This is a genomic window from Moorena sp. SIO3B2, assembly GCF_010692525.1.
Classification (GTDB): domain Bacteria; phylum Cyanobacteriota; class Cyanobacteriia; order Cyanobacteriales; family Coleofasciculaceae; genus Moorena; species Moorena producens.
Window position 1 is genome coordinate 22,332 of sequence record NZ_JAAHHE010000004.1, and the last position, 26,143, is coordinate 48,474.

The 26,143-nt window shown below is 42.7% G+C and carries 21 protein-coding genes and 3 pseudogenes; 13 read left to right on the forward strand and 11 right to left on the reverse strand.

Translation table 11 applies throughout. The features are described 5' to 3' along the window. Positions 1–20: 20 nt before the first annotated feature. From F6K38_RS01850 to F6K38_RS01875, 6 genes are all read right to left on the reverse strand, one after another. Complete coding sequence (locus F6K38_RS01850) at positions 21–305, reverse strand: hypothetical protein (RefSeq protein WP_287249866.1); 285 nt, start codon at positions 303–305, stop codon at positions 21–23. A 368-nt stretch (positions 306–673) separates the two neighbouring features. Next, positions 674–871 carry a hypothetical protein gene (locus tag F6K38_RS01855; RefSeq protein ID WP_287255437.1) on the reverse strand — a complete coding sequence of 66 codons (198 nt, stop codon included), beginning with the start codon at positions 869–871 and terminating at the stop codon, positions 674–676. Between the two features lie 132 nt (positions 872–1,003). Beyond that, a complete protein-coding gene (locus tag F6K38_RS01860) occupies positions 1,004–1,507 on the reverse strand; it encodes a hypothetical protein (RefSeq protein WP_287255435.1) in 504 nt (167 codons plus the stop codon). Between the two features lie 14 nt (positions 1,508–1,521). Continuing rightward, a complete protein-coding gene (locus tag F6K38_RS01865) occupies positions 1,522–2,520 on the reverse strand; it encodes a multicopper oxidase domain-containing protein (protein WP_287355965.1) in 999 nt (332 codons plus the stop codon). A gap of 298 nt (positions 2,521–2,818) precedes the next feature. Continuing rightward, positions 2,819–4,165, reverse strand: coding sequence for a tetratricopeptide repeat protein (locus tag F6K38_RS01870; protein WP_287355967.1), 1,347 nt, complete (start codon positions 4,163–4,165; stop codon positions 2,819–2,821). Positions 4,166–4,436: 271 nt separating this feature from the next. Continuing rightward, positions 4,437–4,718 (reverse strand): hypothetical protein, encoded by a 282-nt coding sequence (locus F6K38_RS01875; RefSeq protein ID WP_287267792.1) that lies wholly within the window; start codon positions 4,716–4,718, stop codon positions 4,437–4,439. A gap of 644 nt (positions 4,719–5,362) precedes the next feature. Between F6K38_RS01875 and F6K38_RS01880 the strand changes: the two genes are divergently transcribed. Beyond that, positions 5,363–6,739 carry a PQQ-dependent sugar dehydrogenase gene (locus tag F6K38_RS01880; protein WP_008184685.1) on the forward strand — a complete coding sequence of 459 codons (1,377 nt, stop codon included), beginning with the start codon at positions 5,363–5,365 and terminating at the stop codon, positions 6,737–6,739. A 276-nt stretch (positions 6,740–7,015) separates the two neighbouring features. Then, complete coding sequence (gene pyk, locus F6K38_RS01885; protein ID WP_008184687.1) at positions 7,016–8,797, forward strand: pyruvate kinase; 1,782 nt, start codon at positions 7,016–7,018, stop codon at positions 8,795–8,797. A gap of 399 nt (positions 8,798–9,196) precedes the next feature. Here pyk and F6K38_RS01890 read toward each other — a convergent pair whose 3' ends face one another. Next, positions 9,197–9,862 carry a hypothetical protein gene (locus F6K38_RS01890; protein ID WP_008184689.1) on the reverse strand — a complete coding sequence of 222 codons (666 nt, stop codon included), beginning with the start codon at positions 9,860–9,862 and terminating at the stop codon, positions 9,197–9,199. A gap of 1,295 nt (positions 9,863–11,157) precedes the next feature. On the opposite strand from F6K38_RS01890, the gene acpP reads away from it, so the two are divergent. From acpP to tkt, 3 genes are all read left to right on the forward strand, one after another. After that, the gene (acpP, locus tag F6K38_RS01895) at positions 11,158–11,421 is read left to right on the forward strand and encodes an acyl carrier protein (protein ID WP_131827125.1); all 264 of its coding nucleotides are present in this window, start codon (positions 11,158–11,160) and stop codon (positions 11,419–11,421) included. Between the two features lie 63 nt (positions 11,422–11,484). Next, entirely contained in the window at positions 11,485–12,735 is a 1,251-nt protein-coding gene (fabF, locus tag F6K38_RS01900; RefSeq protein WP_044493297.1) for a beta-ketoacyl-ACP synthase II, read from the forward strand. Between the two features lie 379 nt (positions 12,736–13,114). Then, positions 13,115–15,121, forward strand: a complete 2,007-nt coding sequence (tkt, locus tag F6K38_RS01905) for a transketolase (protein ID WP_008184696.1) — start codon at positions 13,115–13,117, stop codon at positions 15,119–15,121. A 57-nt stretch (positions 15,122–15,178) separates the two neighbouring features. On the opposite strand, the gene F6K38_RS01910 is transcribed toward tkt, so the two are convergent. Then, positions 15,179–15,304 carry a hypothetical protein gene (locus tag F6K38_RS01910; RefSeq protein ID WP_287355969.1) on the reverse strand — a complete coding sequence of 42 codons (126 nt, stop codon included), beginning with the start codon at positions 15,302–15,304 and terminating at the stop codon, positions 15,179–15,181. A 281-nt stretch (positions 15,305–15,585) separates the two neighbouring features. Continuing rightward, positions 15,586–15,813, reverse strand: a complete 228-nt coding sequence (locus F6K38_RS01915) for a hypothetical protein (RefSeq protein WP_131827124.1) — start codon at positions 15,811–15,813, stop codon at positions 15,586–15,588. A gap of 601 nt (positions 15,814–16,414) precedes the next feature. On the opposite strand from F6K38_RS01915, the gene sds reads away from it, so the two are divergent. From sds to F6K38_RS01930, 3 genes and pseudogenes are all read left to right on the forward strand, one after another. Beyond that, a complete protein-coding gene (sds, locus tag F6K38_RS01920) occupies positions 16,415–17,386 on the forward strand; it encodes a solanesyl diphosphate synthase (protein WP_008184698.1) in 972 nt (323 codons plus the stop codon). 1,033 nt (positions 17,387–18,419) lie between these two features. Next, positions 18,420–18,968: pseudogene (locus tag F6K38_RS01925) on the forward strand (reverse transcriptase N-terminal domain-containing protein); the annotation flags it as partial. Between the two features lie 429 nt (positions 18,969–19,397). After that, positions 19,398–19,760: pseudogene (locus F6K38_RS01930) on the forward strand (hypothetical protein); the annotation flags it as partial. A gap of 24 nt (positions 19,761–19,784) precedes the next feature. Here the strand turns inward: F6K38_RS01930 and F6K38_RS01935 are convergent. Both F6K38_RS01935 and F6K38_RS01940 read right to left on the reverse strand, forming a co-directional pair. After that, positions 19,785–19,946, reverse strand: coding sequence for a hypothetical protein (locus F6K38_RS01935; RefSeq protein ID WP_267872037.1), 162 nt, complete (start codon positions 19,944–19,946; stop codon positions 19,785–19,787). Between the two features lie 402 nt (positions 19,947–20,348). Then, positions 20,349–20,438, reverse strand: a pseudogene (locus F6K38_RS01940) (transposase-like zinc-binding domain-containing protein); the annotation flags it as partial. Between the two features lie 1,134 nt (positions 20,439–21,572). Between F6K38_RS01940 and F6K38_RS01945 the strand changes: the two are divergent. From F6K38_RS01945 to F6K38_RS01965, 5 genes are all read left to right on the forward strand, one after another. Next, positions 21,573–22,940 (forward strand): hypothetical protein, encoded by a 1,368-nt coding sequence (locus F6K38_RS01945; RefSeq protein ID WP_008184713.1) that lies wholly within the window; start codon positions 21,573–21,575, stop codon positions 22,938–22,940. Positions 22,941–23,547: 607 nt separating this feature from the next. Beyond that, positions 23,548–23,838 carry a DUF2499 domain-containing protein gene (locus F6K38_RS01950; RefSeq protein ID WP_008184715.1) on the forward strand — a complete coding sequence of 97 codons (291 nt, stop codon included), beginning with the start codon at positions 23,548–23,550 and terminating at the stop codon, positions 23,836–23,838. Between the two features lie 196 nt (positions 23,839–24,034). Then, positions 24,035–24,364: a DUF3593 domain-containing protein gene (locus F6K38_RS01955; RefSeq protein WP_008184717.1), complete on the forward strand. Its 330-nt coding sequence runs from the start codon at positions 24,035–24,037 to the stop codon at positions 24,362–24,364. A 19-nt stretch (positions 24,365–24,383) separates the two neighbouring features. Further along, positions 24,384–24,560, forward strand: coding sequence for a hypothetical protein (locus F6K38_RS01960; RefSeq protein ID WP_154659801.1), 177 nt, complete (start codon positions 24,384–24,386; stop codon positions 24,558–24,560). Positions 24,561–24,720: 160 nt separating this feature from the next. Continuing rightward, complete coding sequence (locus F6K38_RS01965; protein ID WP_008184719.1) at positions 24,721–25,950, forward strand: serine/threonine-protein kinase; 1,230 nt, start codon at positions 24,721–24,723, stop codon at positions 25,948–25,950. The last annotated feature ends 193 nt before the right edge of the window (positions 25,951–26,143 follow it).

The following is a 26,143-nucleotide window of genomic DNA, read 5'->3' on the forward strand; positions in this document are numbered from 1 at the left end:
GCCGTAGTCTAGCCCCACCATTAGTTGTGCCAGTTGCGTAAGTCCTGTTCTTCTTTAGCAGCTTCTAAATACTTGATTGCTTTAGATGTCTCTGCCTCCGGTAACTGTGAGCTGCGAAACAGTTCTTCAAGCTTAGTAATCTCCTCAACCACATTGGCTTGAGTCAATGGCTGAGAAGATTCAATTTTACCAATTTGTTTATTTTGGGTCAGAGTTGTATCCTTCTCCGCATTTACTACAACTTGGCTATCATAAATTTGACCAACGTTGAAATTGACTTGTTGAGAAGACTTTTCTTCTGGCATGACTGTAGCACGAGTAAATTTTACGTTTAATCTTTAACGAAATACTAGCTAAATAATATGACTTTTACAATTGTCATAATTTCCACTAATCATCTAAGTAAAAAATTAGTGGTAGCTGAATAATTTGGGTGTATCTCATATTTTAAAATATTGCGTAGGGTGCGTTAGGGGCGGTTTGCCGTCATTTTCTACCTCGTAGCCACCGCTGGTAAAGCCGGCCCCGTAACGCACCACCGCATCAAACAGCAAAAGCGATGCACTCGAATAATTGAATATTTTCCTCTTCTATTCGAGTTTTGGCAACTCCGAAAACTGTTTTTGGAGTTGCCATTGAGTTACCAGACTTTATTGATGTCATAAAACATAGTTCACTTATAAATCTTGGCAATCTCCTCAGATAATTGAGCCGGGGTCATTACCGGATATTCAGGTGGATATACAGATTCAGTTTCTCCAGATGGAGAGAGTGCCTCAAGGCAATTAGGAGGTTGACTTACCTTTCCTTTAAAGGGTTTATCTTTATCTGGAGACCACGCTTTTAGAAGTTTTGTTACATCAGATTTCATCTTCCCTCGTGTTTGATCAGGAACCCAACTTTTTTGTGAAAGTTTGTTTTCTACATATTTAACAAAACCAAAGGAGTCTTGATACTCTATTGGAGCAACGATCTTACAGTTCCTTCCAATGGCGGCTTCGTATTATTCCGATGCTGTATTAAGAATACTAATAAGCACAATTTCAGCAAATTCCGGTGACTGAAGATTCTTATGATTTTCAAAAAAACTATCTATAGCTGATTTTATGTCTGCCACTGATACCTGAAGTTTTTTAGTTACTTCCTCACTATAAGGTTGATATTTAGCTGTGTCGTATAGATCTTCCAAATTCTGTTTGAAATCATCAACACCTTCCTCTTTTAATTTATCTTGAATTTCCCCGTAAAGTTCCTCAATAGGATGTTCTAAATGAGATTGTGCTTGATCTGGGGTTCCCCCTTCTAATAAATCTTTGGCTGCAATCAGATGACCTTGCATTAGACCAAGATTTTTGATATAATATTCATCTAATATTTTTTCATATTCGGAGTTAGAAAAAAGTTCACTAGTTTTAGTAGGAGTATTACTAGGTAGATAGTACCCAATTACTACCACTAAAAGGGCAACAACTAAAGTAATAAAAACGTATTTGAGTATATTTTTCATAACGTTTACTGTTCTCAAAATTTGTTACTAGGAATAACTGAAAATTGTCCCATGCAACCATTTTCAGCAATTTGGTCTTGATCAGGGTGAAACATATAGTTTCCTGGGAAAGCATACGCAAACTCTAAAATATGCCGTTCCGCTGTACCCATAGTAATGACATCGGTTTTTAGAGTTGGCTTGATAGTACAACCGGTTGGATAAACTTTAAACATGTTGGCATGAATATGAAAAGTAACAGCCACATCATACTCAATCATATTCACTATATATAATCTTATTAACTGATTTTGATAAATCGGAATAGGGTGTTTATGGTAAAAATCAGGTAAGCCATTAAACGCATAAAGTTCATTAGTTTTAATGTCTTCAGTTTTTATGTCTCCGTCAATGTCATAACCTGACATAACTAAAACCATTTCATCGGCGGAAGGGCGTTTTCTGGGAGGATCAATAATGAACATACCATACAGTCCTTTGCTAATGTGGCGAGTAACAGGACTAACATGGCAATGGTAAAGATGAACCCCATAGGGCTTAGCCTCAAATTCATAGACAGTTTCTTTACCTTTGCCTATGGGAGTCACTCCATCCATTTCAGCAGGATGAATACCATGAAAATGAATGCTATGACTACTAGCAGAATCCTGATTCCGAAAAATTACTCTAATCCGATCACCTTCTACCGCTCTTAATGTTGGACCGGGAACTCGATTATTAAAATTCCAGCTAACCCAACCTACCAATTTATTTAGCTGAGTCGAGGTATTATCTGCAACGATTTCAAACTCCCTGATCAGATGTCCATTTTCCTGCTTAACACGACCATAATCAAAACTTCGTAGACAATTTATAGGATCAAATCCAACATACTTTGCTGAGAGTTGCTCATCTGTGGTGAACCTAGGTACCTTAACAGTGGCAGTAGGTCGCGATTTAAGGAATTGGTAGACAGTCCCTGCGATCCCTAAACCTACAAAACTAGATTGTAATAGTTGGCGACGACTCCACATAATAGCAATATTAGGGATTACTAGTCTAAATATAGCGTTTATTGCAGTTATGAGGTAAGCTTATCAACTTCAAAGTCCTCCTTATTAAGGGGAATTTAGGGGGTTCGCTTGGGTGCATCGCTTTTGCTGTTTGACACGGTGGTGCGTTACGGGGCGGGCTATCCAAACCCTGGCTACGAGGCGGAAAATGAGGCTCCCCTAACGCACCCTACGCAACTTTTTTACAAATATGAGATGCACCCGATCGCTTTGTACTTCACAAGTCGTAGTAGAATTGCTATATCCTGGAATAAAAAAATTAAAATTCAGGATCATTTCGGCACTGATAAAATTTATCATGTTCAACATCAATAAATGGATCTGTTCCTCTTTTTTTGTCATGAACAGTAAAGATGCTCTGAAAAAATCCTGCGTCAAACAACTTGTCTTCAAGACTCTTTCGATCTTCAAGCTCACAACTATTGTTATCAGGATCTAGTTGATCACATTGACCATCCTTAATTTTTTTGAAATATTCTTCCATCAACTCCCTTCTTTCTTTCTCAGCTTGCGTTTTTGACACTTCCAGGTTAAGTGCTCTGTCCAATCTATCTTTAGCTTTATCATACTTAGAAGTCATATAGTACGCAAAACCAGAATCTCGCAATGCATAATAGTAAAGTTCAGTATCAGGATTTTCTGTAACTTTGTCATATTCTTTAATGGCCTGATCATACTGACCATTCTCTAAGATATATGAGTTCCCAATGTAGTACCTAATCTGATAAGCATCTGGCTCTTTCTGTAAAATTTTTTCAAAAGAATCTCGAGCTTTTTCATAATCCTTATTAAGTAGTTGAGCTTTAGCCTTGCTTAACAAAACTGTATGCTTTCCGTTCTGGTCAGATACTTGGAGCTTATTGTAAAGTTCTATCCCTTTCTTATATCCATTAAAGTTGTTCCACTTATCTTTCTTTAAATTTTTAGATGTCTTATTCCTGTCTCTGCTAACTAAGAAATGACCCAACTCAAGCAGTGCAAAAAAATTATTGTCTACAGTTTTAACTTTCTTAACATCTATATAAAGGTTAATTGCCTCTTCATAGCGTTGACTAGCAGGCAAACAGTCTAGACTCTCCGGATTCAGTACAAAATCCTTAAAATCTTCCATCAAAGCGATGTATAATTTTATCAGCGGATCTTCTGGATTATACTTTTCAGCACTCTTGAAATTTTCTTTCACTTGTTCGATTAACTGATCAACCGTTAATTGAGTGTTATTTATTGTTATTATTTTGGGTCCCTTATTTTTTTGCCAACTAGCATAGGAATAAACTAGTTTTGCTCTTCCCAGATTTTTATAGGCTAGATATAAAGCAAAATTATTGTTGGGATTGTTGGAAAATTTATTAATTATAGATTTACAATCTTCCATTATGCTATAGGATTTCTCTTGGCTATCGGATTCACTAATATCAATTAGATCTTGGTCACATTTATATTGAGCATACCCTAAATAAGGATTTTTAATAGGAAAACGTTCAACAATATATAACAACATAAAAATAAATAAAATCATTATGCCGATTGAACCGATTGAACGCAAATAAGGTTTAGATATAATATGTCTTAATTTCTTTTTAATTTGATGATACTTGTTTGCCATTTTAATGATCATACTCCCGTAAAATAAACCTTGTTGTAATTGTATGAGTTTGTGTATATTTTTGCTCTTACATTATCAACGTTATCTAGTAAGTTAGATATCTTTTCTGAGAGCTCGTATTCATGGTTAGCAAAGATTATTTCATGCAAATATTCCTTGCTCAATAACTTAATTCTTACCTAGCCTTCCACAATTGATTCAAATATCATAAATCAGATTTAAATACTCTTAGTTACAGACATAGATTAAGTACAGCTAAGATTAAGTACAGCTATGCTGCCTTAGGCTCTAATAGAACATCCCTCCAACCAGGTACGGCTGAGCCTGAAGGCTTAGAATTCACCCTACGCCTAGCATTTGAGTTAATAGGATTACCAATATGAATATGAATTGAAAATAGACTGTTTTGAATTTTTTGCTCAACACTACCAGAGCCACTATTTTGAACAGATATAATGTTCCCCCCAGCTTGTCCAACAATCTGACTATTATCAATACTTTCGGAAGTAAAATCCAAGCCTTGAGTTAAACTACTGCTCCTGTTATCATCCATGAAATTCTTTTTACTAGGTGTATCTCAGTTATTCGAGAAATGCTATATAGCACCCCAGGGTAAGGGCAAGAATCAGCAACCCTGTGATTTTTGATAAAAAAAAACCATCATTATCAACAACTTAACTCTATTGCGAGTACAGCTCTACGAGATTATAGGGGTTTCGAGGCAGGATCAACCGATATCCAACCAACCCACGTTGTTATGAGCGATTTTTTTTGGGCTTACCCCGTATAGCAACCAGGGTAAAGGCAAGAATCAATAAGGCGACATTCTTATCAACAATATTGAAAAAATTATGCAATAGTGCTGAGCAATCTTGGCTTAATATGCTCATAATTCTTGCCATATATCACATTTTGGCTCAACTTTTCTTGGGCTTACCCTGATGCACCCTAAGTAATCACTAGTATACCTGTGATTTTGCTAAATGATAAATACTTTTATTAAATAAATATTAACTCGCCTATGGGTATAGGAGTAATCGATTACTCTGAGTTGGATTGAGCCGAGATATTTATGCTGAAGTGCAATATATTCTCAACAATTGTTTAAAGTTTGTTACCTAGTCAAGAAATTCTACTAGGAGTTACGTCTTGACAAGGAGTTAAAATCAATCCCAATATCACCCTGTGCTCATGACCATGAATTCCCCACGTTTCCTGATCCTGCAACTGCTGATGACTACGGTAGTAGCCTGTGGTTCAACCAGCACTTCAACTCAAGCACCTGCGGCACCGATTGTACAAAAGTCCTCCTCTGAAGAATCTCCCCAAATTGCTCAGGCACCTACACAAACAAATGCTTTATCCACAAAAACCCTAATCGATACCAAAACCCTGACACCCCAACCGATTCAAATTACCCTGAATGATTTACCCCAACCTTTTGCTACTACTAGCGCCTCTCGACCTCCAAAAGTGGTAGCAATACCATCCAACCCAAGCCTAAAAGTACCAGCGGGTTTCCAAGTGAACGTATTTGCTGATGGTTTAGACCGTCCCCGCTGGCTAGCACTTACTCCAACTGGGGATATCTTGGTCACAGAAACTCGGGCAAATCGTATTCGTTTATTGCGTGACAGCAATGGTGATGGAGTTGCTGATCTCAAAAAAACCTTTGCTAGTGCTAGTAATGGGTTAAATATTCCCTTTGGCATGGCGTTTGCTGATCAATACTTCTTCTTGGGCAACACTAATGCTGTACTCCGGTTTCCCTACACTAAGGGTCAAGAGCAACTCACTGGCAAAGGTGAAAAAATTGCTGACCTCCCTGGCGGTGGCTACAACCAGCATTGGACACGCAATGTGGTAGTATCTCCCAACCGAAACAAAATCTACGTCTCTATTGGTTCACGGTCTAATGTCGATAGGGAACCCCTACCCCGAGCATCGGTACAGGTGATGAACCTGGACGGCTCAAACCAACAGACCTTTGCCTATGGCTTACGTAATCCTGTCGGCCTAGACTTTCACCCAATTACTGGTGAACTTTACACTACCGTCAATGAACGAGATCTAATCGGAGATGACCTAGTTCCTGATTACTTCACCCGTATTCGCCAAGGGGAATTCTATGGTTGGCCCTATGCCTATTTAGCCCCCCATCTCATCGATCCCCGTCAAACCCGCAATGGTCAAAGCATCAAACCTGAACTGGTTGCCCAAACCCGAACTCCCGATGTCTTGTTCCAATCGCACTCAGCAGCACTAGGATTACAATTTTATGATGGACGGACCTTTCCAGAAAAGTATCGTAACGGTGCCTTTGTAGCGTTTCGTGGCTCTTGGAATCGTAACCGAGGCACCGGTTACAAACTTGTCTTTGTTCCCTTTAAAACTGATAGACGACCATTAGGCTATTATGAAGATTTTCTGACTGGTTTTCTGATCGATTCCTCAGGACCAACCACCTGGGGACGTCCAGTTGGGTTGCTGGTGCTAAAAGATGGCAGTCTGCTCGTCACAGAAGAAGCCAACAACCGAATTTACCGGATCCAATACCGCAATAGTAACCCGTGAAGTACCCTCGACTAAGCCGGAATATCTTATTGATTACAACTTAATTAGGAGAAAAATTTTTTGACTGGCAATTCATCCCCCACTAACCGCACTTAGTGTAGATTAGGGAATGTTTACCGAATCTTGTTAAACCTGGCTTGGTACTAATGACTAATGACTAATGACTAATTAGAAGTCTTGGTAAAGATATTGAGGAAAACTTAATATCAAACAAATAACAATAATGTGCCATGCTAAGGTGTTGTTCGGGAAACCCACCTAATCCCTTTGACGTTTATGCAATCGCCAAATTCCCTACGTCGGACAAAGATTGTTGCCACAATTGGCCCTGCGAGCAATAGCCCAGATGTTCTCAAGGCACTAATTCAAGCTGGTGCCACCACTTTACGACTCAACTTTTCCCATGGCACCCATGAAGACCATCAGCGCAATATTCGCCTGATTCGCCAGACGGCCTTTGAACTCAATCAGCCTGTAGCGATCCTCCAAGACTTGCAAGGACCGAAAATTCGCTTGGGGCGGTTTGAAAACGGTTCCATTGTTGTCAACAATGGCGATCGCTTCACCTTAACCAGCAAATCGATGGTTGGTAAACAGGAAATCAGTTCAGTTACCTACGAACCCCTAGCGGACGAAGTGCCTGTGGGAGCCACCATCCTATTAGATGATGGCAAAGTTGAGATGCGGGTAGATAAGGTAGACCGAGAGGAACGAGCCTTGCACTGTACCGTTACCGTCGGTGGACCCCTCTCAAATAACAAAGGAGTTAACTTCCCTGGTGTCTACCTATCTATCAAAGCTCTGACCGATAAAGACCGACGAGATTTAATGTTTGGTTTGGATCAAGGTGTGGATTGGGTAGCACTCTCCTTTGTTCGTAATCCTCAGGACATCTTGGAAATCAAAGAACTGATTAACAGTGCTGGGAAGCAGGTACCCGTGGTTGCCAAAATTGAAAAGCATGAAGCCATTGAGCAAATGGAGGCAATTATCTCCCTGTGCGATGGAGTGATGGTTGCTCGGGGTGACTTAGGGGTAGAACTGCCAGCAGAGGATGTACCAATCTTACAAAAGCGACTGATTGCCTCAGCAAATCGACGGGGAATCCCAGTCATCACTGCCACTCAAATGTTGGACAGTATGGTTCACTCGCCCCGACCAACTCGTGCAGAAGTTTCTGATGTAGCTAATGCTATCCTTGATGGCACTGATGCAGTCATGCTCTCTAACGAAACAGCTGTTGGTAAATACCCAGTAGAAGCCGTAAAGACCATGGGCACGGTTGCGGTGCGCATTGAGCAAGAACAGATTATCGGTCATGCTCGTGACACCAGCCGCTCCATTCCCAATGCTATATCCCAAGCAGTTGGTCACATTGCCGAGCAGTTAGAGGCAGCAGCCATCATGACTCTGACTAAAACCGGTGCTACAGCGCGGAATGTTTCTAAATTCCGACCCCAAACTCCCATATTAGCAGTAACACCTCATGTAGATGTGGCTCGACAACTCCAGCTAGTTTGGGGGGTCAGACCTTTGTTAGTCCTGGATTTACCCTCAACTGGTCAGACCTTCCAAGCCGCAATGAGTGTGGCTCAGGAAAAACAGCTTCTAACAGAAAGAGATTTGGTCGTCATGACGGCTGGGACAATCCAAGGTGTGGCTGGGTCAACAGACTTAATTAAAGTAGAAGTAGTCAAAGCAGTTTTGGGTCAGGGAGTTGGTATTGGTCAGGGATCAGTAAGTGGTGTTGCTCGGGTGGCTGACACTGATGGTGATTTACCTAACTTCAACCACGGAGAAATCCTAGTGGCTCCTTCAACCAATGCCAAATTTGTGGAAGTCATTCGCAAGGCAGCAGGAATTATCACTGAGGAAGATAGTATAACTAGCCATGCAGCAGTGATTGGGTTACGCTTGGGTGTGCCAGTAATTGTGGGGGTGAATAATGCGACCCAATTGATTCGGGATGGGGCAATCTTGACTCTGGACACACAGCGGGGGTTAGTTTATTCTGGTACCCTTGGGGCTAGCCCCACTGACGGGTTACTAATGACTTGAATAAAATATACTATACCCATAACTATTGTCTATTTTGCTTTGGCTATTGCCTGGTTTGTATGTTCATGCTCAAGGGTCACTTAACTATCAAATAGTTTGTGGTAGTATTCGGCTACTAACTTAACCTGGTAGAGTCAATATTTGGAAATTAGTAAGTGGTAAGATCAAGTCCGGTTAATCACTTATAAAATGGTTAATACTATACTCATGAATTGTTAATTGTTAATTGTTAATTGTTAATTGTTAATTGTTAATTGTTGATTTGCCATTTTCAATTTTCAATTAACGAAAAACCCAGAATTATAAGTAGTCAACCGGACAGGATATTACTCATGACCGTAACTGTCCTGCTTTAAGCTTGTAGACTGATCAAAATTTATCATCAACACATCTTGGTTTTTACATCTTTAGTGCTTCGATTTCAGTGAGTAGGGATTGAGTTTCAATATGCTTCTGTCTCAGTTTCCCTGCCAAGATATTTTTTTGCTGATTTAGTTGTTGTTTTTCCATAGTCAGGCATTGATTTTCAGCCCTCTCCAACTCAAGTTGCCTTTCTAAGCATGCTTTATCCCATGCCAATTGTTTGTTTTGTCTTAGGAGTGATTTAACTTCCGTCTTGACTTGGTTTAGCTCCACAATTATTCCTTTGGTTTTCTGTACCATAAACTCCCAGGCTTGATAATCCCAATTTGAAGTTTCTGCTCCGCCATCAAGCTCTTCAAGAAAAGCCTGCTTTTCCAACTCCAGCCGTTCAACCCTCTCTTGCAGTGAGACATTTTTTTTATGCAACCTCCTTAAGGAGTTATTAACTACAATAAACTTATTGATTATCCCGATGATTTGCTGATGACTTTCTTTAAGTTCATAGTCCAGCCACTTGATTTTCTCATTAGCCAAATTTAGATCTTGTTCAATGGCTTCATAGTTATTGAAAATAAAAAAAAACCAATAAATTAATAAATTTTGGATTTGATTGCTATCTTTGATAGTATTGTTTTTGGGTTTATAATCATAAATTGCCAATAAAAACCAGCTGAATAACCAAAAAATGATACTTGAATTCATGAGACCTTCCTTGTCAAGTGATTACATCACTTTTAGCATCAACGTGACCTAGTACGACAACCGTGTAAATACATAATTGAGCTAACTGAGCTAACTCATTACAAAACTGATATTACGAGGAATTTAACCGAATTAGTGTATTTTGAAAAGCTCCTCTTGATAAAACAAAAATTTTTGACTGCTAGGCTTTTAGTCGGGATTGGTTAGTTAGCCCATCAACTAATACCAATTCTTCAAAGTAGAAGTTATAGATGCAGATGGTCAGATGGTCAGATGGTCAGAGGCTCAGATGCTCAGAGGCTTAGATGCTCAGATCAAACGAATGTGTAGCCATGTGAGCACTAAGAATTGGTATAACTTAAGAATTGGTATAACTTAAAAATTGGTAGAAGTACTGTATTAAAATTGGTAGAAGTACTGTATTAAGTATTCATACTGATACTAAGCTCGACTTAATGGATTTACGCACGATCCCTGGGATCGCAACTCCGTTAAACTCATAATCCTTAGGCTTTTTGACTCTTGCCAGGTTACTAAGACACCCGATATGGCAAGAGTCTAGTGCTCTGTTTAAGGAAGGCTTAAGAAGTCAGCTTCCCGTTACTCGGTTTTTTTTATAAAGTTTTGTTTAATTAGCTTGACAAAAATAAAAAACAGCTGAAACTTTCCAAGACCGACCATCGTGAATTAACAGGGTGAACTCAAGGAACGATGTTGAAATTCTGCCCATGAAACTCTAACGTTTGGCTGGCTCAAGCTTGGAAGGCAACCGTCATCTGCGCGGAAAAGGAGCGGTTTGGCGAGGTTTGGTGTACAATTCCCGAGGATGTCTCTTAGGTTACCATCAAAACGTTGTGCAAACTAAGCAGTGTTAGGGTCTTGAGGACACTAATATAGATAGATAACACTGGTAACAAAGGCACCAAAGCCTTTAAGGATTAACGAAAGTGGGATCAGGGTCTCAAACATTGGCTTTCAGATGCTGTCTTAAGATCGACAAGATATCCATAGTCTATTCAAAGGGAGGTTGCCAGGTAACGTGGGAAGGAGATTTATGTGGGGCTCGGCTGTGGTAAGTTTGACCAAAGTACTGCTTGATCTCATTGACGTAGTCTTGAATATCCTCAGGTGGCAAGAAGGCAGCGGCGTTTTGAATTATCCAAGGAATTGCTCAGGGTAATGGTCGTATATCTTCTTATCTACCTACAAGATGAGACCTCTTTCGGATAAGATCATAAAACCCCTAAAATCAGTAAGTACTGCTTGAGAGGTTCTAGCTAAAAAGGCTGAGGAATATTTATATGAGCGAAATTTTCACTAAAGTTCAAGGCATCGTTTCAGAACAGTTGGACGTTGAGGCGGACCAGGTTAAGCCAGAATCCAGCTTTGCCAATGATCTGAACGCTGACTCCCTAGACACAGTTGAACTGGTAATGGCGTTAGAAGAAGCTTTCGATATCGAAATCCCTGATGAAGCGGCGGAAAAGATCGACACTGTTCAAAAGGCTGTGGATTACATTACAGAAAAAGTAGGAGCAGGAGCAGAAACTCCAGCTTGATCAGCCTGATTCATTACCGCAAGTTCTGCGTTCACGGTCGATAAGCCTAGTTTTAATGGCATGATGACAAACTTTGAGAAAAAACGGGTCGTTGTTACAGGTCTCGGTGCAATTACGCCGATAGGCAACACTGTGGCTGAGTACTGGGAAGGGTTGTTAAACGGACGCAATGGTATTGGTTTAATTTCCTTATTTGATGCCTCCAAGCACGCTTGTCGTATTGCTGGCGAGGTTAAGGGCTTTGATCCCCATGACTACATGAAGGGTAAGGAAGCAAAGCGTATGGACCGCTTTGCTCAATTTGCGGTTTCTGCCAGTAAGCAAGCATTAGCTGATGCCCAGTTTGAGATCAATGACCTGAACGCAGAACAGGTCGGTGTAATGATTGGCACTGGCATCGGTGGTCTGAAGGTACTGGAAGACCAGCAAACAGTTCTTATTAAACGTGGACCTGACCGCTGTAGTCCGTTTATGATCCCGATGATGATTGCTAACATGGCAGCTGGTCAGACAGGAATTCATACGGGAGCCAAGGGACCCAATAGTTGCCCAGTTACTGCTTGTGCCGCAGGGTCTAATGCCGTAGGTGATGCGTTTCGCTTAATCCAGCGAGGCTATGCCCAAGCCATGATTTGTGGCGGTGCTGAAGCGGCGGTGACTCCCCTAGCAATGGCTGGTTTTGCATCAGCACGAGCTTTATCTACTCGTAACGATACTCCTGAGTCAGCTTGCTGTCCTTTTGATATCGCTCGCAATGGCTTCGTGATGGGAGAAGGTTCTGGGATTGTGATCCTAGAGGAACTAGAACACGCCCTCAGTCGTGGGGCAAAAATTTATGCCGAAATCGTCGGCTATGGCATGACCTGTGATGCCCATCACATGACATCCCCTGTACCAGGTGGCGAAGGAGCAGCCAGGGCTATAGCACTGACGATGAAGGATGCTGGTTTGACGGCCGAACAGGTTAGCTACATCAATGCCCACGGGACTAGTACAGTTGCCAATGATAAAACTGAAACAGCAGCGATTAAAAAAGCTTTAGGAGACCATGCCTATAAAGTAGCAATTAGCTCCACCAAATCCATGACAGGTCATTTGTTGGGAGGGTCTGGTGGCATTGAAGCAGTGGCTTCAGTGATGGCAATTGCCCATGACCAGATTCCACCAACGATAAATTTGAACAACCCAGACCCTGAATGCGATTTGGATTACGTACCCAATTATAGTCGCCAGCAGATGGTAGAAGTAGTGCTATCCAATTCCTTTGGGTTCGGCGGTCATAATGTAACCCTAGCCTTCAAAAAATACCGGTAAAGTGGGAATAAAGTTTGAATGGTTAACGGCTTACTCCGTAGGAGAACCAAAAGGGTAGCCTTTATATTATGGTAGGCATTGGGTGAAGGTAGCTCAAGGAAAAAACTAGTAGTTACAACTACTAGTTAATGATACTTACTGAGTAACCCATATTCCCACGCTTTATGGATTGTTTTCATCCTTGATGCTTCATCTTACACTACCAGAGACGCTATCAGGCGAACATCCTTCATGCTTAGCCAATCCCTATCTCTTGCTGATTGATCCCGGTAATGGGATTATGAGAAAGTACCTTTGGGTCAACCGAGAGCCACCCTTGTTTGAACTCAGACAAATTATTGTTAGACCATAGTACACACATATCCATTAAACAGAAATTATGGCCGTTGCAACCCAGTCTCTCGAAGAACTTTGCATCAATTCCATCCGCTTCTTGGCGATTGATGCTGTAGAAAAGGCCAAGTCTGGTCATCCTGGGCTGCCCATGGGGGCGGCTCCTATGGCATTCGTGCTTTGGGACCGTTTTATGCGGTATAACCCCAAAAATCCCAATTGGTTCAACCGCGATCGCTTCGTCTTGTCGGCTGGTCATGGCTGTATGTTGCAATACGCCTTACTTTACCTAACTGGCTATGATGGTGTAACCATAGACGATCTTCAGCAGTTCCGCCAGTGGGAATCGGTTACACCTGGACACCCAGAAAACTTTGAAACCGATGGGGTTGAAGTAACTACTGGTCCATTGGGACAGGGAATTGCCAATGGTGTGGGTTTGGCAATGGCAGAAGCTCACTTAGCTGCTAGGTTCAACAAACCGGATGCTACCATTGTCGATCATTACACCTACGTCATCCTTGGTGATGGTTGCAACATGGAAGGGGTGTCTGGTGAAGCCTGTTCTTTAGCGGGTCACCTAGGACTTGGTAAACTCATCGCTCTCTACGATGACAACCATATTTCCATCGACGGCTCTACGGACTTAGCCTTTACTGAAGATGTGGGTAAGCGCTTTGAAGCGTATGGCTGGCACGTCCAACATGTAGAAAGTGGTAACACTGATCTCGAAGCTATCAATGATGCCATAGCAGCAGCCAAAGCCGTAACAGATAAGCCGTCTTTGATTAAGGTAACCACCACCATTGGCTATGGTTCTCCTAACAAAGCCAATTCACATGCTGTCCATGGTGCAGCTTTAGGTGGGGATGAAGTGGAGGCCACTCGCCAACACCTGGGATGGGAATATGAACCCTTTGTAGTTCCAGATGATGCTCTCAACCATTTACGGAAAGCTGTGGAACGGGGTACGGAAGCGGAAGCTGCCTGGAATCAAACCCTAGCTGATTACAAAACAAAGTATCCTGAACAAGCAGCAGAATTTGAGCAAATTACCAGTGGCCAACTCCCGGAAGGATGGGAAAAAGCCCTGCCCACCTACACGCCGGAAGACAAGGGAGTAGCAACCCGTAAACATTCTCAAGCCACTCTCAATGCACTCGCTCCCGTACTGCCTCAATTGATTGGTGGTTCCGCTGACCTTGCTCCCTCCAATCTCACTTTATTGAACATATCTGGGGATTTCCAGAAAGGGCAATATGAAAACCGGAACCTGCGCTTTGGCGTCCGGGAACATGGGATGGGGGCGATTTGCAATGGCATTGCCCTTCACAACTCTGGTTTGATTCCCTATGGAGCCACCTTCCTCATTTTCACCGACTATATGCGGGCAGCAATTCGCCTGTCGGCTCTATCAGAAGCTGGTGTAATTTGGGTAATGACCCACGACTCGGTAGCCTTAGGTGAAGATGGTCCGACACACCAACCTGTGGAAACCATTGCTTCCCTAAGGACTATACCAAATCTGGTAGTCCTTCGACCTGCTGATGGCAACGAAACCTCTGGGGCTTATAAGGTAGCTATTGAGCGTCGTAATGCTCCAACTCTCATCGCCTTTACCCGACAAGGTCTACCTAACCTAGCTGGTAGTTCCATTGAAGCCGCGACCAAAGGGGCTTACGTCCTCTCGGACAGCGATGGCACTCCTGACATTATCCTGATTGGTACTGGTAGCGAAGTGTCACTGTGTGTCCAAGGGGCTGAGAAGTTGCGAGAGGAAGGTAAGAAAGTCCGTGTTGTCTCCATGCCAAGCTGGGAACTTTTTGAAGCCCAGGATGAAGCCTATCGGGAATCCGTCTTGCCCAAAGCAGTGACTAAGCGCCTCGGGGTCGAAGCTGGTGTCAGCTTTGGTTGGTGCCGTTACTTGGGTACCGAGGGTGATATGATTAGCATTGATCGCTTTGGTGTTTCTGCTCCCGGTGGCGTCGCTATGGCGAAGTTTGGTTACACGGTTGAAAATGTAGTCGCTAAAGCCAAAGCATTGTTGGGATAATTAACCCAATATAATCCCTAATTCTACCTAACTCAGCTAGGGGCAACATTTCCCTGGTCATGGCAAGGCAAGACTAATCCTTGTTCTAGTGCCAGAGGGAACAAGGGAGAGGAGAAACTCTCCCTTACCTCGACCACCACCAGGGCTGTTTGGTTTTCCGTTACCCCTTAGGCCATTAGCCAAAAGGGGTAAAGCCTGACTTCACCCTTTTGGCAACGTCAGTCCTGATCACGGCAACCTTGTATATTGGAGTATCGCTAAGATATACTTGGATATACTTGATCATGAGCCAGTAGACCATGACCTGTCAAAATCTCATAGCCAAACAGATCAACACAGACAGTGGTCAGAACTATTTGCGTCTATCTGTTTTTGGGAAAACTCAAAATCTATTTAGACAATCTGGTACTCATTGCGCCAGGTTTCAAGACTCTTCCTACCCAAGCAGATGAATAGGCCATGGGTTATGCTGGAGGAGATTCACTTTGAGACCTTTGAGACCATCCCTTAACCTGGTTGACCTGGGATGCCGACTCAGTTGGCACACGAGTAGCCAAGGCGTTTTTAATGGGATTAGCAAAGTACCTTGGAGAACGTTGAACACGCTGGGCTAGTGTTAACAGCACATAGATGGTGATTAAGTAGCCAGTAGCTAGCAGGGGGATCATTAACGACATATCAATGTATAACATAAGAGTGAACAAGAGACAGATAGATGCAACGTTCTATAGAAATCTGCGGCAAAGCCATCCTAAAACCATATAGTTCTAGGATCTGGTTGCGGATAATCAGGTATGGGATACAGGTGTTTACTGCAGTTGACCGTAACCACCCTCGCCTAGCTAACTCCTGATCTTAAGGTGAGAATCATCTCAACTCAGGCTCCCGATTAGGCAACTTTTGGTGGTTATGTCTGGTTTACAACAAGTTGACTCAGTAGAGATACTGAGAGATATCAGTAGAGATCCTGAGACATAGATGGGATAGAGAGGCTTGTCTTGCCTAAGCCTACTTCTTGGCTATGGTGGGATCACCGAATTTAACTCTCCCCTTACCACGTTTGTTTGGAATTCAGTATGTTAAATCTTTAAAACCCTCAATTATCAGGATAGCACAAAAATCCTGGGTAGCCATACCGAGATCGGTACAGACTTAACAAGTCTATACAATTCCTCAAATTTCCTTCCAGTTATGCCATAAACTCAACAAAATTTTCCTATCGGGGACGGTTAGCTTAGAATTAAGAAAGAAATATGTAAACTTTCGTAACTAACTTCTGAGTCGGCTGATCACATGACCTCAGTGACCTCCCTTTTTGCTTCGGTAGAAGCAGATCTGTATCTATTGAGTGAAAACTTAAAAAACCTGATTGGTGCCAGTCACCCAATCTTATACGCTGCAGCTGAACACTTATTCGGAGCTGGGGGAAAGCGGTTACGACCAGCCATTGTATTGTTGGTCTCACGGGCAACGATAACCAACTCCAAGATTACTCCACGTCATCGCCGTCTAGCAGAAATTACTGAGATGATTCACACGGCTTCTCTGGTGCATGATGACGTGATAGACGAGTCAGATGTACGCCGGACGGTGCCCACTGTTAATAGCTTGTTCAATAACCGAATCGCTGTGCTAGCTGGTGACTTTCTGTTTGGTCAATCGGCTTGGTATCTGGCTAATCTGGATAACTTAGAGGTAGTTAAGCTGCTCTCTGAAGTGATTAAAGATATGGCAGAGGGAGAAATCCAACAAGGACTGAGTCGATTTGACACCACGACAACTATAGAAGGCTACTTGGCAAAGACTTATAACAAGACAGCTTCACTGATGGCTAATAGTGCTAAAGCAGCGGGATGCCTAAGTGGTGTTTCAGATCAGGTAGCCGAAAATTTATATCACTATGGACGTAATTTGGGGTTGGCGTTTCAGATTGTAGATGATATTCTAGACTTTACAGCTTCCACAGATGTGTTAGGTAAGCCCGCAGGGTCAGATTTAGTAAGTGGAAACCTCACAGCACCAGTTTTATTTGCCCTCGAAGAAAAACCCTACCTAGAGGTGCTCATAGAGCGAGAGTTTGCCCAGCCGGAGGATAAAGAACAAGCCTTGGCACTGGTCAGGGATAGTAAAGGAATTCAGCGATCGCGGGAAATGGCTGCCAAATATGCTCAGGCAGCAGTTAAAAATATATCAGTGTTGAAACCCTCAGAATCCAAACAAGCTCTGATTGATCTGAGCGACTATGTCTTGAGTCGCTTATACTAGAACCTTGGGTATACTAGAACATTGGAGATTGTACTCTAAGCATGGTTTGGCATGGGTAATCGGTAATGGATAATCGGTAATGGCTCAGGAGTAATGACAATTACCAATTATCTTTTTCCTGATTACCAAAGCCTTAAAATACTAATGCTGAAAATACTGATGCTGTGTAGGTACGCAGTTTTAGTGCATTACTCCAGATCAACCTGATTTATCGAATTGGGGAGTTTGAGGGGAAAGTGCGATTCGTTGGCTATAAACCTTATCCCACAAGGATTTGGGGGAATAGTCGCTAGGTCAGGAAACTGAACCATGACAACTTGATAACCATGATGGTGAAAATCCATCCGGAGGCGAAACCTTAGAATAGTGGTTTGAAGTTACCGTAAGAATTTTGAAGCCTTATTCCATGAGTTTTATCCCTTTTACCCATAGCCTGTCGCCTATAAAGGCTTCAAAATTCTAAGGTTTCATCTCCGGCCTTATTTCATATAACTTAAACTCATAACTCACAGACTGTCGCGCATTTCGGCGACCCTATTCTTACGGTAACTTCAAACCCTCGCGAAATCCGAGTGACAGCCCTACCCTGATTCATAGGAAGTAACACACCTATGGATTAATGCAAGGGTCGAACAGTGAAGCACTGCAAGCCAAAAAATGGTGTTAGTAACAGGCAAGGGACTCATGGGTACGAATAGGAAGATACGTTTAAATCATCGTTACAAACACGTAGCGAAATAAGGCTGATACGCTACCGACAAAACGTCAATGGAATAAAGATTATAGATTTTTCCCTCTATAACGATTTACCACAATATTCCCGGTGAATAGTATCGCCCTAAAAGTCCGCAGAATGGTTATCAGGAACGAATTAACCCTCACATGTACTCTCAGGAAGGTCGAATATTCTGAGTAGGTAGTTAGCCGCAAGTCATGTGGGGGCGAGATTGAGCTCAGTTGCCAATGCTTAGAGTAATATCTAGGATATGCTGACGGACTCACGTTATAGGAAATGGTGTAGTTGTAAGTAGTAATGAAAATGCCCAATACTCGGGGTTTTTCCCCAAAGTCGGAATGGAATAAGGTTAACTGGCGAAAGCTAGAAAAGACTTTATTTAAGTTACAAAAACGAATATACCGAGCCTCACAACGTGGTGATGTCCGCGTGGTTAGAAAGCTGCAAAAGACTCTGATGAAATCCTGGGACGAAACCTTAGAGAGGGTCGCCTTAATTCATATAACTTAAAACTATTACCTATAACCTGTCGCGCTCAATGGCGACCCTCTCTTACGGTAACTTCAAGGACAGCCAAAATGATTGCGGTCAGGCGAGTTACCCAGGAGAACAAAGGTAAAAAGACTGCCGGAATAGACGGGATTAAAACTTTAACCAATAAGCAGCGTCTCGCCTTAGTAGCCAAAATTAAAGTCTCCACAAAGGCACAACCCACCAGAAGAGTATGGATTCCCAAACCCGGACGGACGGAAAAACGCCCATTAGGTATCCCAACCATATATGACCGTGCTCTACAGGCACGCGGCCATTCAGGCTCTTGAACCTGAATGGGAAGCAAAATTTGAACAAGACCGTGAGACGCATTCCCCCACCTGGCCGCAGGCCACGCTACGCGAACGCTCAGGTTTTGAAGTTACCGTAAGATAGGGTCGCCTTATTAAAAAAGATTTAAACCTTTTCTGCATAGCCTGCTGACTATAAAGGCGACCCTATCTAAGAGGATATCTCCCAAGTTTTTTGATACTGAATTTTGCCCCCCTGACCCCCCAACTTTGGGGGGAACAAGAGTCAATTTGCTTCTAAAAGTCCCCCAGAATTGGGGGACCAACGGGGGCTTGGATGTAGCAAATGAGACTTCTCAGACAACCTCTAAGGTTTCGTCTCCGTGGTTAGTCCACGCCAACAACAATTACTAAAAACCTGGAACATTCATTAATCTCTTGTCGTCTAATCTTTTGTAGACTAAAAATTAACTAAGGATATTTTATTAGACCAGTGAAAGCGCCAGCAAAAGTCATACGAACTGACAAATGGAAACTTAATCCGTCCCCCGAACAGAAAGTGTTATTCGGGGAGACGGTCAAAGTTTATCGTCAGGCTTGTAGGTACTTAGTTGGTATTATTTATACTCATTGGTCTGAACTTGGCGAGTTAACAGCAGATCAGTTAACTCCTGCTGTCGAAAAGTTGATGCATAAAACAGCCAAGCGACCTAATGTAAAATATCCTCAGTTCAATAAGGCTTTTCATAAATTTCCTAGCTATTACCGTCGAGCAGCAATCGCATTTGCAGCTGGGCAGGTTAGCAGTTATGTTACCAGATACCGTGAATGGCAGTCTGGTGTCCGAAAAAGGAAAGGCGTTGCTGAATAACGAAATGGTTTAACTATAAAGGGGGATTTTTTGATATTTTAAATAATAAATAAGAAGTCTAATTGATAACTCCAACATTGGTGATGATTTAGAATAGCAAAGAGTTCGCTGATGTAGTCTGGCTAAATAATGTCTCAATCTGGTATTTTCATTTTCTATGTCTTGATGCAGTCGCTCATGGTTTGTTCGCGTTCGCCTTTGGCGTGGCCTACGGCCAAGCGTCGGCAGGCCTTGAAGTTACCGTAAGACAGGCTTGCCTTAATCAATGGAGGCGCGCTTTCCGCGTGAAGAATTAAATTACGGGGTCGCGCCTCAAGTTTTAACCATGCATCTGCATAGCCTACCAACCATAAAGGCTCCCCTGTCTAAGGTTTCGTCTCCGGGGGAAACCACGGCAATAGCGAGTGGGGGGAACCCCCAAGACCGTAATGGTGCGTTTGACCCGTAATTAAATTCGCCACGGGTCGCACCTCTGCCTCCCCAAGACCGCGCTGCATCGCTTAGATACATTTTTAGGCAAAGCAATTTAGTTTTTTCATCGTAACCACGCTCAGTTTTAACCTCTATAAATTGTCGCCCACATTCGTTGCATTTATATCTTTGTTTTCCTCTTTGATGACCATATTTATGAGTTTTATGGCTATGATATTTAGGGCATTCCATGGTTTTCTTTTTAGAATACCATTTTTTGATTCAGCAACGCCGAAATCCTTTCAAGAATATGGATTGCGGTTTGATATCGAGGAAAATTTCTGGGCGTTGCTGATTATGGGTATGGTTCCGCCCCCCTAGCCCCCCAAGCGAGGGATTGCTCGCTTGGGGGGAACAAAACTCTTAAAGTCCCCCAAGCGAGGGATTGCTCGCTTGGGGGATTTAGGGGGCTTTCATAAAATCAGATAATCGCGCATTCATTCCTTAATTCAGCAACGCCAATTTCTGGGATGACCAGTCCAATGGGAGCGAATGTGCAAAAATCCCAAATTCGCTCAGTTCCTGCTTGATCAAGGGCTTAGGTTCATCCTGGCAGTTGCTACGTTATATGTCACAGCCCCTTGGGGTTGAGGTCGTTGAAACCGGTTTTCGTCGATGGGTAGACACACACTGGCCCAGGAGGAAACAGCTATTTTCGGTAGGGTTTGGAGTGGGTCAAAGCCTCCGAGCGAAAATGGCTGGAGACTGATTCGTCGGGTTCGTTTTACATAGGTGCCCTTGACCTTGGCGAATTAAATTCGCCACGGGTCGCACCTGAGTAATCATGATCCTGACCCAGTGATGGCTTCACGAACACAACATGATAAACGACGGTATCGACTGGAATTCAAAATACAAACGTACGAGTACGTGGTTGATTAGTTTTGTCAGTCAACCAGCCCATCAGGTTCTTGCTTGTATCTGTTCCCGTTCTAAAACCAAACACCAAACACCAAACACTTAACACCTAATTATGATCAGAAAATGTTAAAAAAATCAGTCGAAATTTCATTGTTATAGCAGTTCAAGTTATAGGATTACGATCGAATAGCCTGTAGGAGCGCTTAAGCGTACTTGGCAATTACCGCTAATTTTGTGTCGATAACCCCTCATCACAACAGGGTGTATTTAGGATATCCTATGACTAACACTTATGGGATAGGGTCTTGACTCGGGAGCAGTTATTATGGTTAACTGCTAACAGTTAAGCATGAGGGTAGCAGCGGGCAAGCTTTGTCCTACTCCTAGACGGAGATAGGTTAATTTTTAATGTCGCTCTTTTGTGATTTGTAATAAGTCGTAGTTTGGTCTGTATGGAGTAAGCAGATGGATGGTGCTTTTGGGAGCAAAAGGTTAATTGGTAATCACGCCCATCAAGAGGATGAATTGAACTCAAGGGTAAACTCAAATGCGATCGCAAAATCAAGCTCTATTCTGGACTTGATTTCCTCAAATTCCGATCAAGTCAGGGTGTTTGCCTTCGATATCCGAAGCCAACCTCACTTTCAGGGCAAGAATACACTCCAACCTTGGGCGTCACGAGCCCTAGCTGTAGCTGGTTCAGACGATGTCGTGATGATTCCTGGAAATCTGGATGCAGAGTACTACGACTGGCTGAAAAATCTTGGCTTAGGACCCCAGAAAGTCTTTGCCTTCAACCGTGAAAATGAACCAGCACTGCTCTCAGAGCTGATAATGCAAAAAGCGGATGAAGTAAGAGCATTTCTTGCATCGATTGGAAAACCCTTGGTGTTTGTTCCTTATTATTCGGCAGATCTAGATAAACAGGCGGCGTCAACCATTGATGCCGTTTTTTTTGGCTGTGATCAGTCTATTACCTTAAAGTATTTTGACAAGTCCACCTTTAAGGACCTGTGTCAGTCTCTTGGTATTCCCACAGTACCAGGAACTATCCTGAGTAAATCATCAGACTCTGAGGATTTTGAGACAAAACTGCGACAGGAAATCTTAGGTTGGCTTAAGGATTATGAGACGTTACTGATCCGGGGCGCACAAGGGTCTGTAGGCTCATCACTTTATAAAGTTAACAGCAGTAACCTCGACACTGAGATGCCAAAAATGCTGGCATCGGGAGAGAGTTGTTTTTTAATTGAGCCATTCCTTAAAGTCATTACATCCCCCAATGACCAGTGGATGATTGGCAGCAATGGAGAAATTGCTCATCTGGGAGTGACATGCCAGCTATTTAGTGGGTTAAAACATATCGGTAACGTGAAAGGAAAACCCTATTCAAGACGGATAGAAGGGTTAATTCGCGATTACTCCTTCAAAATCGCCCAGCAGATGCGGGATGATGGCTATCTTGGCATCTTAGGCATCGATTATATTGTCACAGATCAAGGAATATTTCCCATCGAAAATAACGCCCGATTGAACGGATCGTCCTTTGCGTTTTTTATTCTTGACAATTTGTTTGGTTCTAGTGACTACGATGGATGCTGGAAGGTGTTGAGACTTGAAATCGAACCCTGTAGTTTTAGCACCCTCCGGGAAAAGATTGGTTCCTTAATTTACCAGGGTAATGGTAATCCGAATTTTGTCTTTCCTTATGAATTTGACACCTTACGAACTCAAGGGGATGTCACTATACTAATTGTAGCTGAGGATTTACATCACCTGGAATACGTTGAGAAAGAACTATTATCTAAGCTAGAGATAGCAGCTCTTAATTAAAGTATGTCAGCTAATAGCTCACAGCTGAAGGCTCATATATAATTATTTTCTCATTAAACAGTACTACACCAGGCCAATTTGTCTTCATAACTAGAAAGTTATGGTCTACTTTATCCTGATCAACCTCACAAATATAGCTTACCTTAGCTATATTTGTGACTTCGCCTAGGGTAGTAGGGCAATTGCAATGGTATTTCCTAGTTCAGAGTACTATTGTATGAAAACTGGGTACCTGTTAAGCAAAAACTAGTACTAGTTTCTGGTTAACCAGTACTGTTGTGTAACAAACGGGTACCCGTTTATCATTAAGCAGTACTGTTGTGTAACAAACTAGTACTGTTGTGTAATAAACGGGTACCTGTTTCTGGTTAACCAGTACTGTTGTATAACAAACGGGTACCCATTTTTCCTTAACGGGTACTCGTTTCTCGTTAACTAGTACTGGTTTGTAACAAAACAGTACCCATTTCTCATTAACGGGTACTGTTTCTCATTAATGGGTACCCGTTTCTCGTTAACGGGTACTGATTTGTGAGTACGGTAGACTTAATAGCAAGGGAAATGTAGTTTAGCCTCTACTATTAGGTTTTTTCTGACGTTTTTTCTTATGCATGCTCTATCAATTCCAACTTGGATTATTCACATTTCCAGTGTTATCGAGTGGATCGCTGCAATTTGGCTAATCTGGACCTATGGTGAAATTACTGGTAATCGTGCTTGGTGGGCATTGTCTTTTGCCATGTTACCAGCATTGGTCAGTGCTATGTGTGCTATCACCTGGCACTTTTTTGACAACCAACAATCCCTGGAGTGGATGGTTACACTCCAAGCAGCGATGACAGTTGTCGGTAACTGTACCCTTTGTGGAGCAGCTTGGTGGATTTGGCGTTCAGCCTAAGGTTGCTACCAATGCCAGGGATAAGTTGTACGGTAAGCTATCAGCTATCAGCTATCAGCTATCAGCTATCAGCTATCAGCTATCAGCTATCAGCTATCAGCTGACGGCTGACGGCTGACGGCTGACAGCTGACGGCTGACAGCTGACGGCTGACGTTTTACGAATCATTTTGACAACCGTTTTTGCTGATCTTCAGATGATTTCTAAAGAGACATTATTTGCCATTTCCCTATTTCCTTACCTAGGATTCTTGTGGTTTCTCACTCGTTCTGGACAAACACCCCGTTTAGCGCTAATCGGATTTTACGTCCTCTTGGTGTTTGTTTTTGTTACCATCCCAGCTGGGATTTATTCCAAGGTAGCTTATCAGGAAGCATTAGCTGATGTGGATTGGCTACATGGCAGTGCTGAGTTTTTTTTAACCCTTTCCAATACTTTAGTAGTACTGGGCTTCCGACAAGCAATTATGGAACATATCGCAAAGGGAACAGGGAACAGGGAACAGGGAACAGGAAACAGGGAGTAGCGATGCAGAGGTGCGACCCGTGGCGAATTTAATTACGGGTCAAACGCACCATTACGGTCTTGGGGAGGCAGTGAGGCCAAAGGGGGTTCCCCCCATGAGCAACTGCCGTGGTTTCCCCCATGAGCGACTGCATCAAGACGGGAATATGGCATTAAAAATTATCACAATTCCTACACGGATTGCTATAAGGGTTTGAAGTAATCAGGTAATTAGATAATGAGGGGATAGGCAGATAAGCTACATAATCTCAAAAAATTCCCTACTGTCACCATCAGTCCTGATCACATCATTGTTTATCTGTTCGTAGATAGGGCAATATATAATTATAGATAAAAGCCCGACTGCTGACCAGTATAATGAGCTACTGTCTCAATCCCACTTGCCCCAATCCCAAAAATCGAGAAGGAACTAAATTTTGCATTGCCTGTGGCTCGAAGTTACTGCTCAAAGAGCGATACCGAGGGATTAAACCTATAGGTCAGGGTGGATTTGGTAAAACCTTCTTGGCTGTGGATGAAGATAAACCTTCTAAGCCTCCCTGCGTGATCAAGCAGTTTTTTCCCCAAGCCCAGGGAACCAATACGGTTCAAAAGGCCGCTGAGTTATTCACCCTCGAAGCGGTACGGCTGGATGAGTTGGGCAAACATCCTCAAATTCCGGAACTGCTGGCGTATTTTTGTCAAGATAGCCAACAGTATTTAGTCCAAGAGTTTATCGATGGACAAAACTTAGTCCAAGAACTGGCAAGTCGGGGTGGATTTAATGAAGCACAAATTCGGGCGCTACTGGATGATTTGCTGCCATTGCTGCAATTTGTTCATCAACATCATGTCATCCATCGGGACATCAAGCCAGAAAACATTATTCGCCGCAGGGGTTCAAGGTCTTCTGTTGTGGGGGGAGCAACTCAGGTCGCTGGTCAACTGGTTCTGGTTGATTTTGGAGCATCGAAAGCTGCTACTGGCACTAGTCTAGGCAAAACTGGGACAGCGATTGGCTCATTTGGTTATGTATCACCAGAGCAAAGTATTGGTAGAGCAGTTTTTGCCAGTGACATCTATAGTCTTGGTATCACTTGTATTCATTTATTGACCGATAGGCACCCCTGTGATTTATTTGATGTCAGGGAGGGTGTCTGGATATGGCGGAACTTTTTGAGTCATCCTATTAGTGATCAGCTTGGTCGCATCATCGACAAGATGATAGCGGGGGCTATTAACCGACGTTATCAATCAGCGACTGAGGTAAGTAAAGATTTGCATCTTCAGACAACTCCCCCAACAGCTCTAAGGCAACAAAAACCAGTTACACCTCTAAGGCAACGAAAACCAGTTACACCAGTCAAATCTACTGTACCATCAAAGCCTGCAGTCGGGGGATTGAATAAAAGGATTGCTCAAGAATTAGAAGAATTAAAGTCTGAAATTATGGGTAATCCGACAACTAAATCAACCCATCAAACCCTTGGTTCTCAGGTGGCTGGTTCTAGTAGTTTACCGAAAACTAAAACTAAACTTGATCGGGAATTGGAGGAGATTCAATCTGAATTTCTTGACTCTTCTAATCCTCAGCAAAATCCTGGTTAAGATTGATAAAGAAGGGAGTAGGGAGTAGGGAGCAGGGAACAGGGCATAGGGCATAGTAAAAAAGAGCTCCGAAGAGTTTTTGATGTTATTAGAAATCAGCAAGATTGTTGGCGTTGCTGAATCTTTGAATAAATAGGAGTAGAGTGGGCATCCTGCCAGCCCCACAATATCGCCGAACAGGCAAGATGCCTAT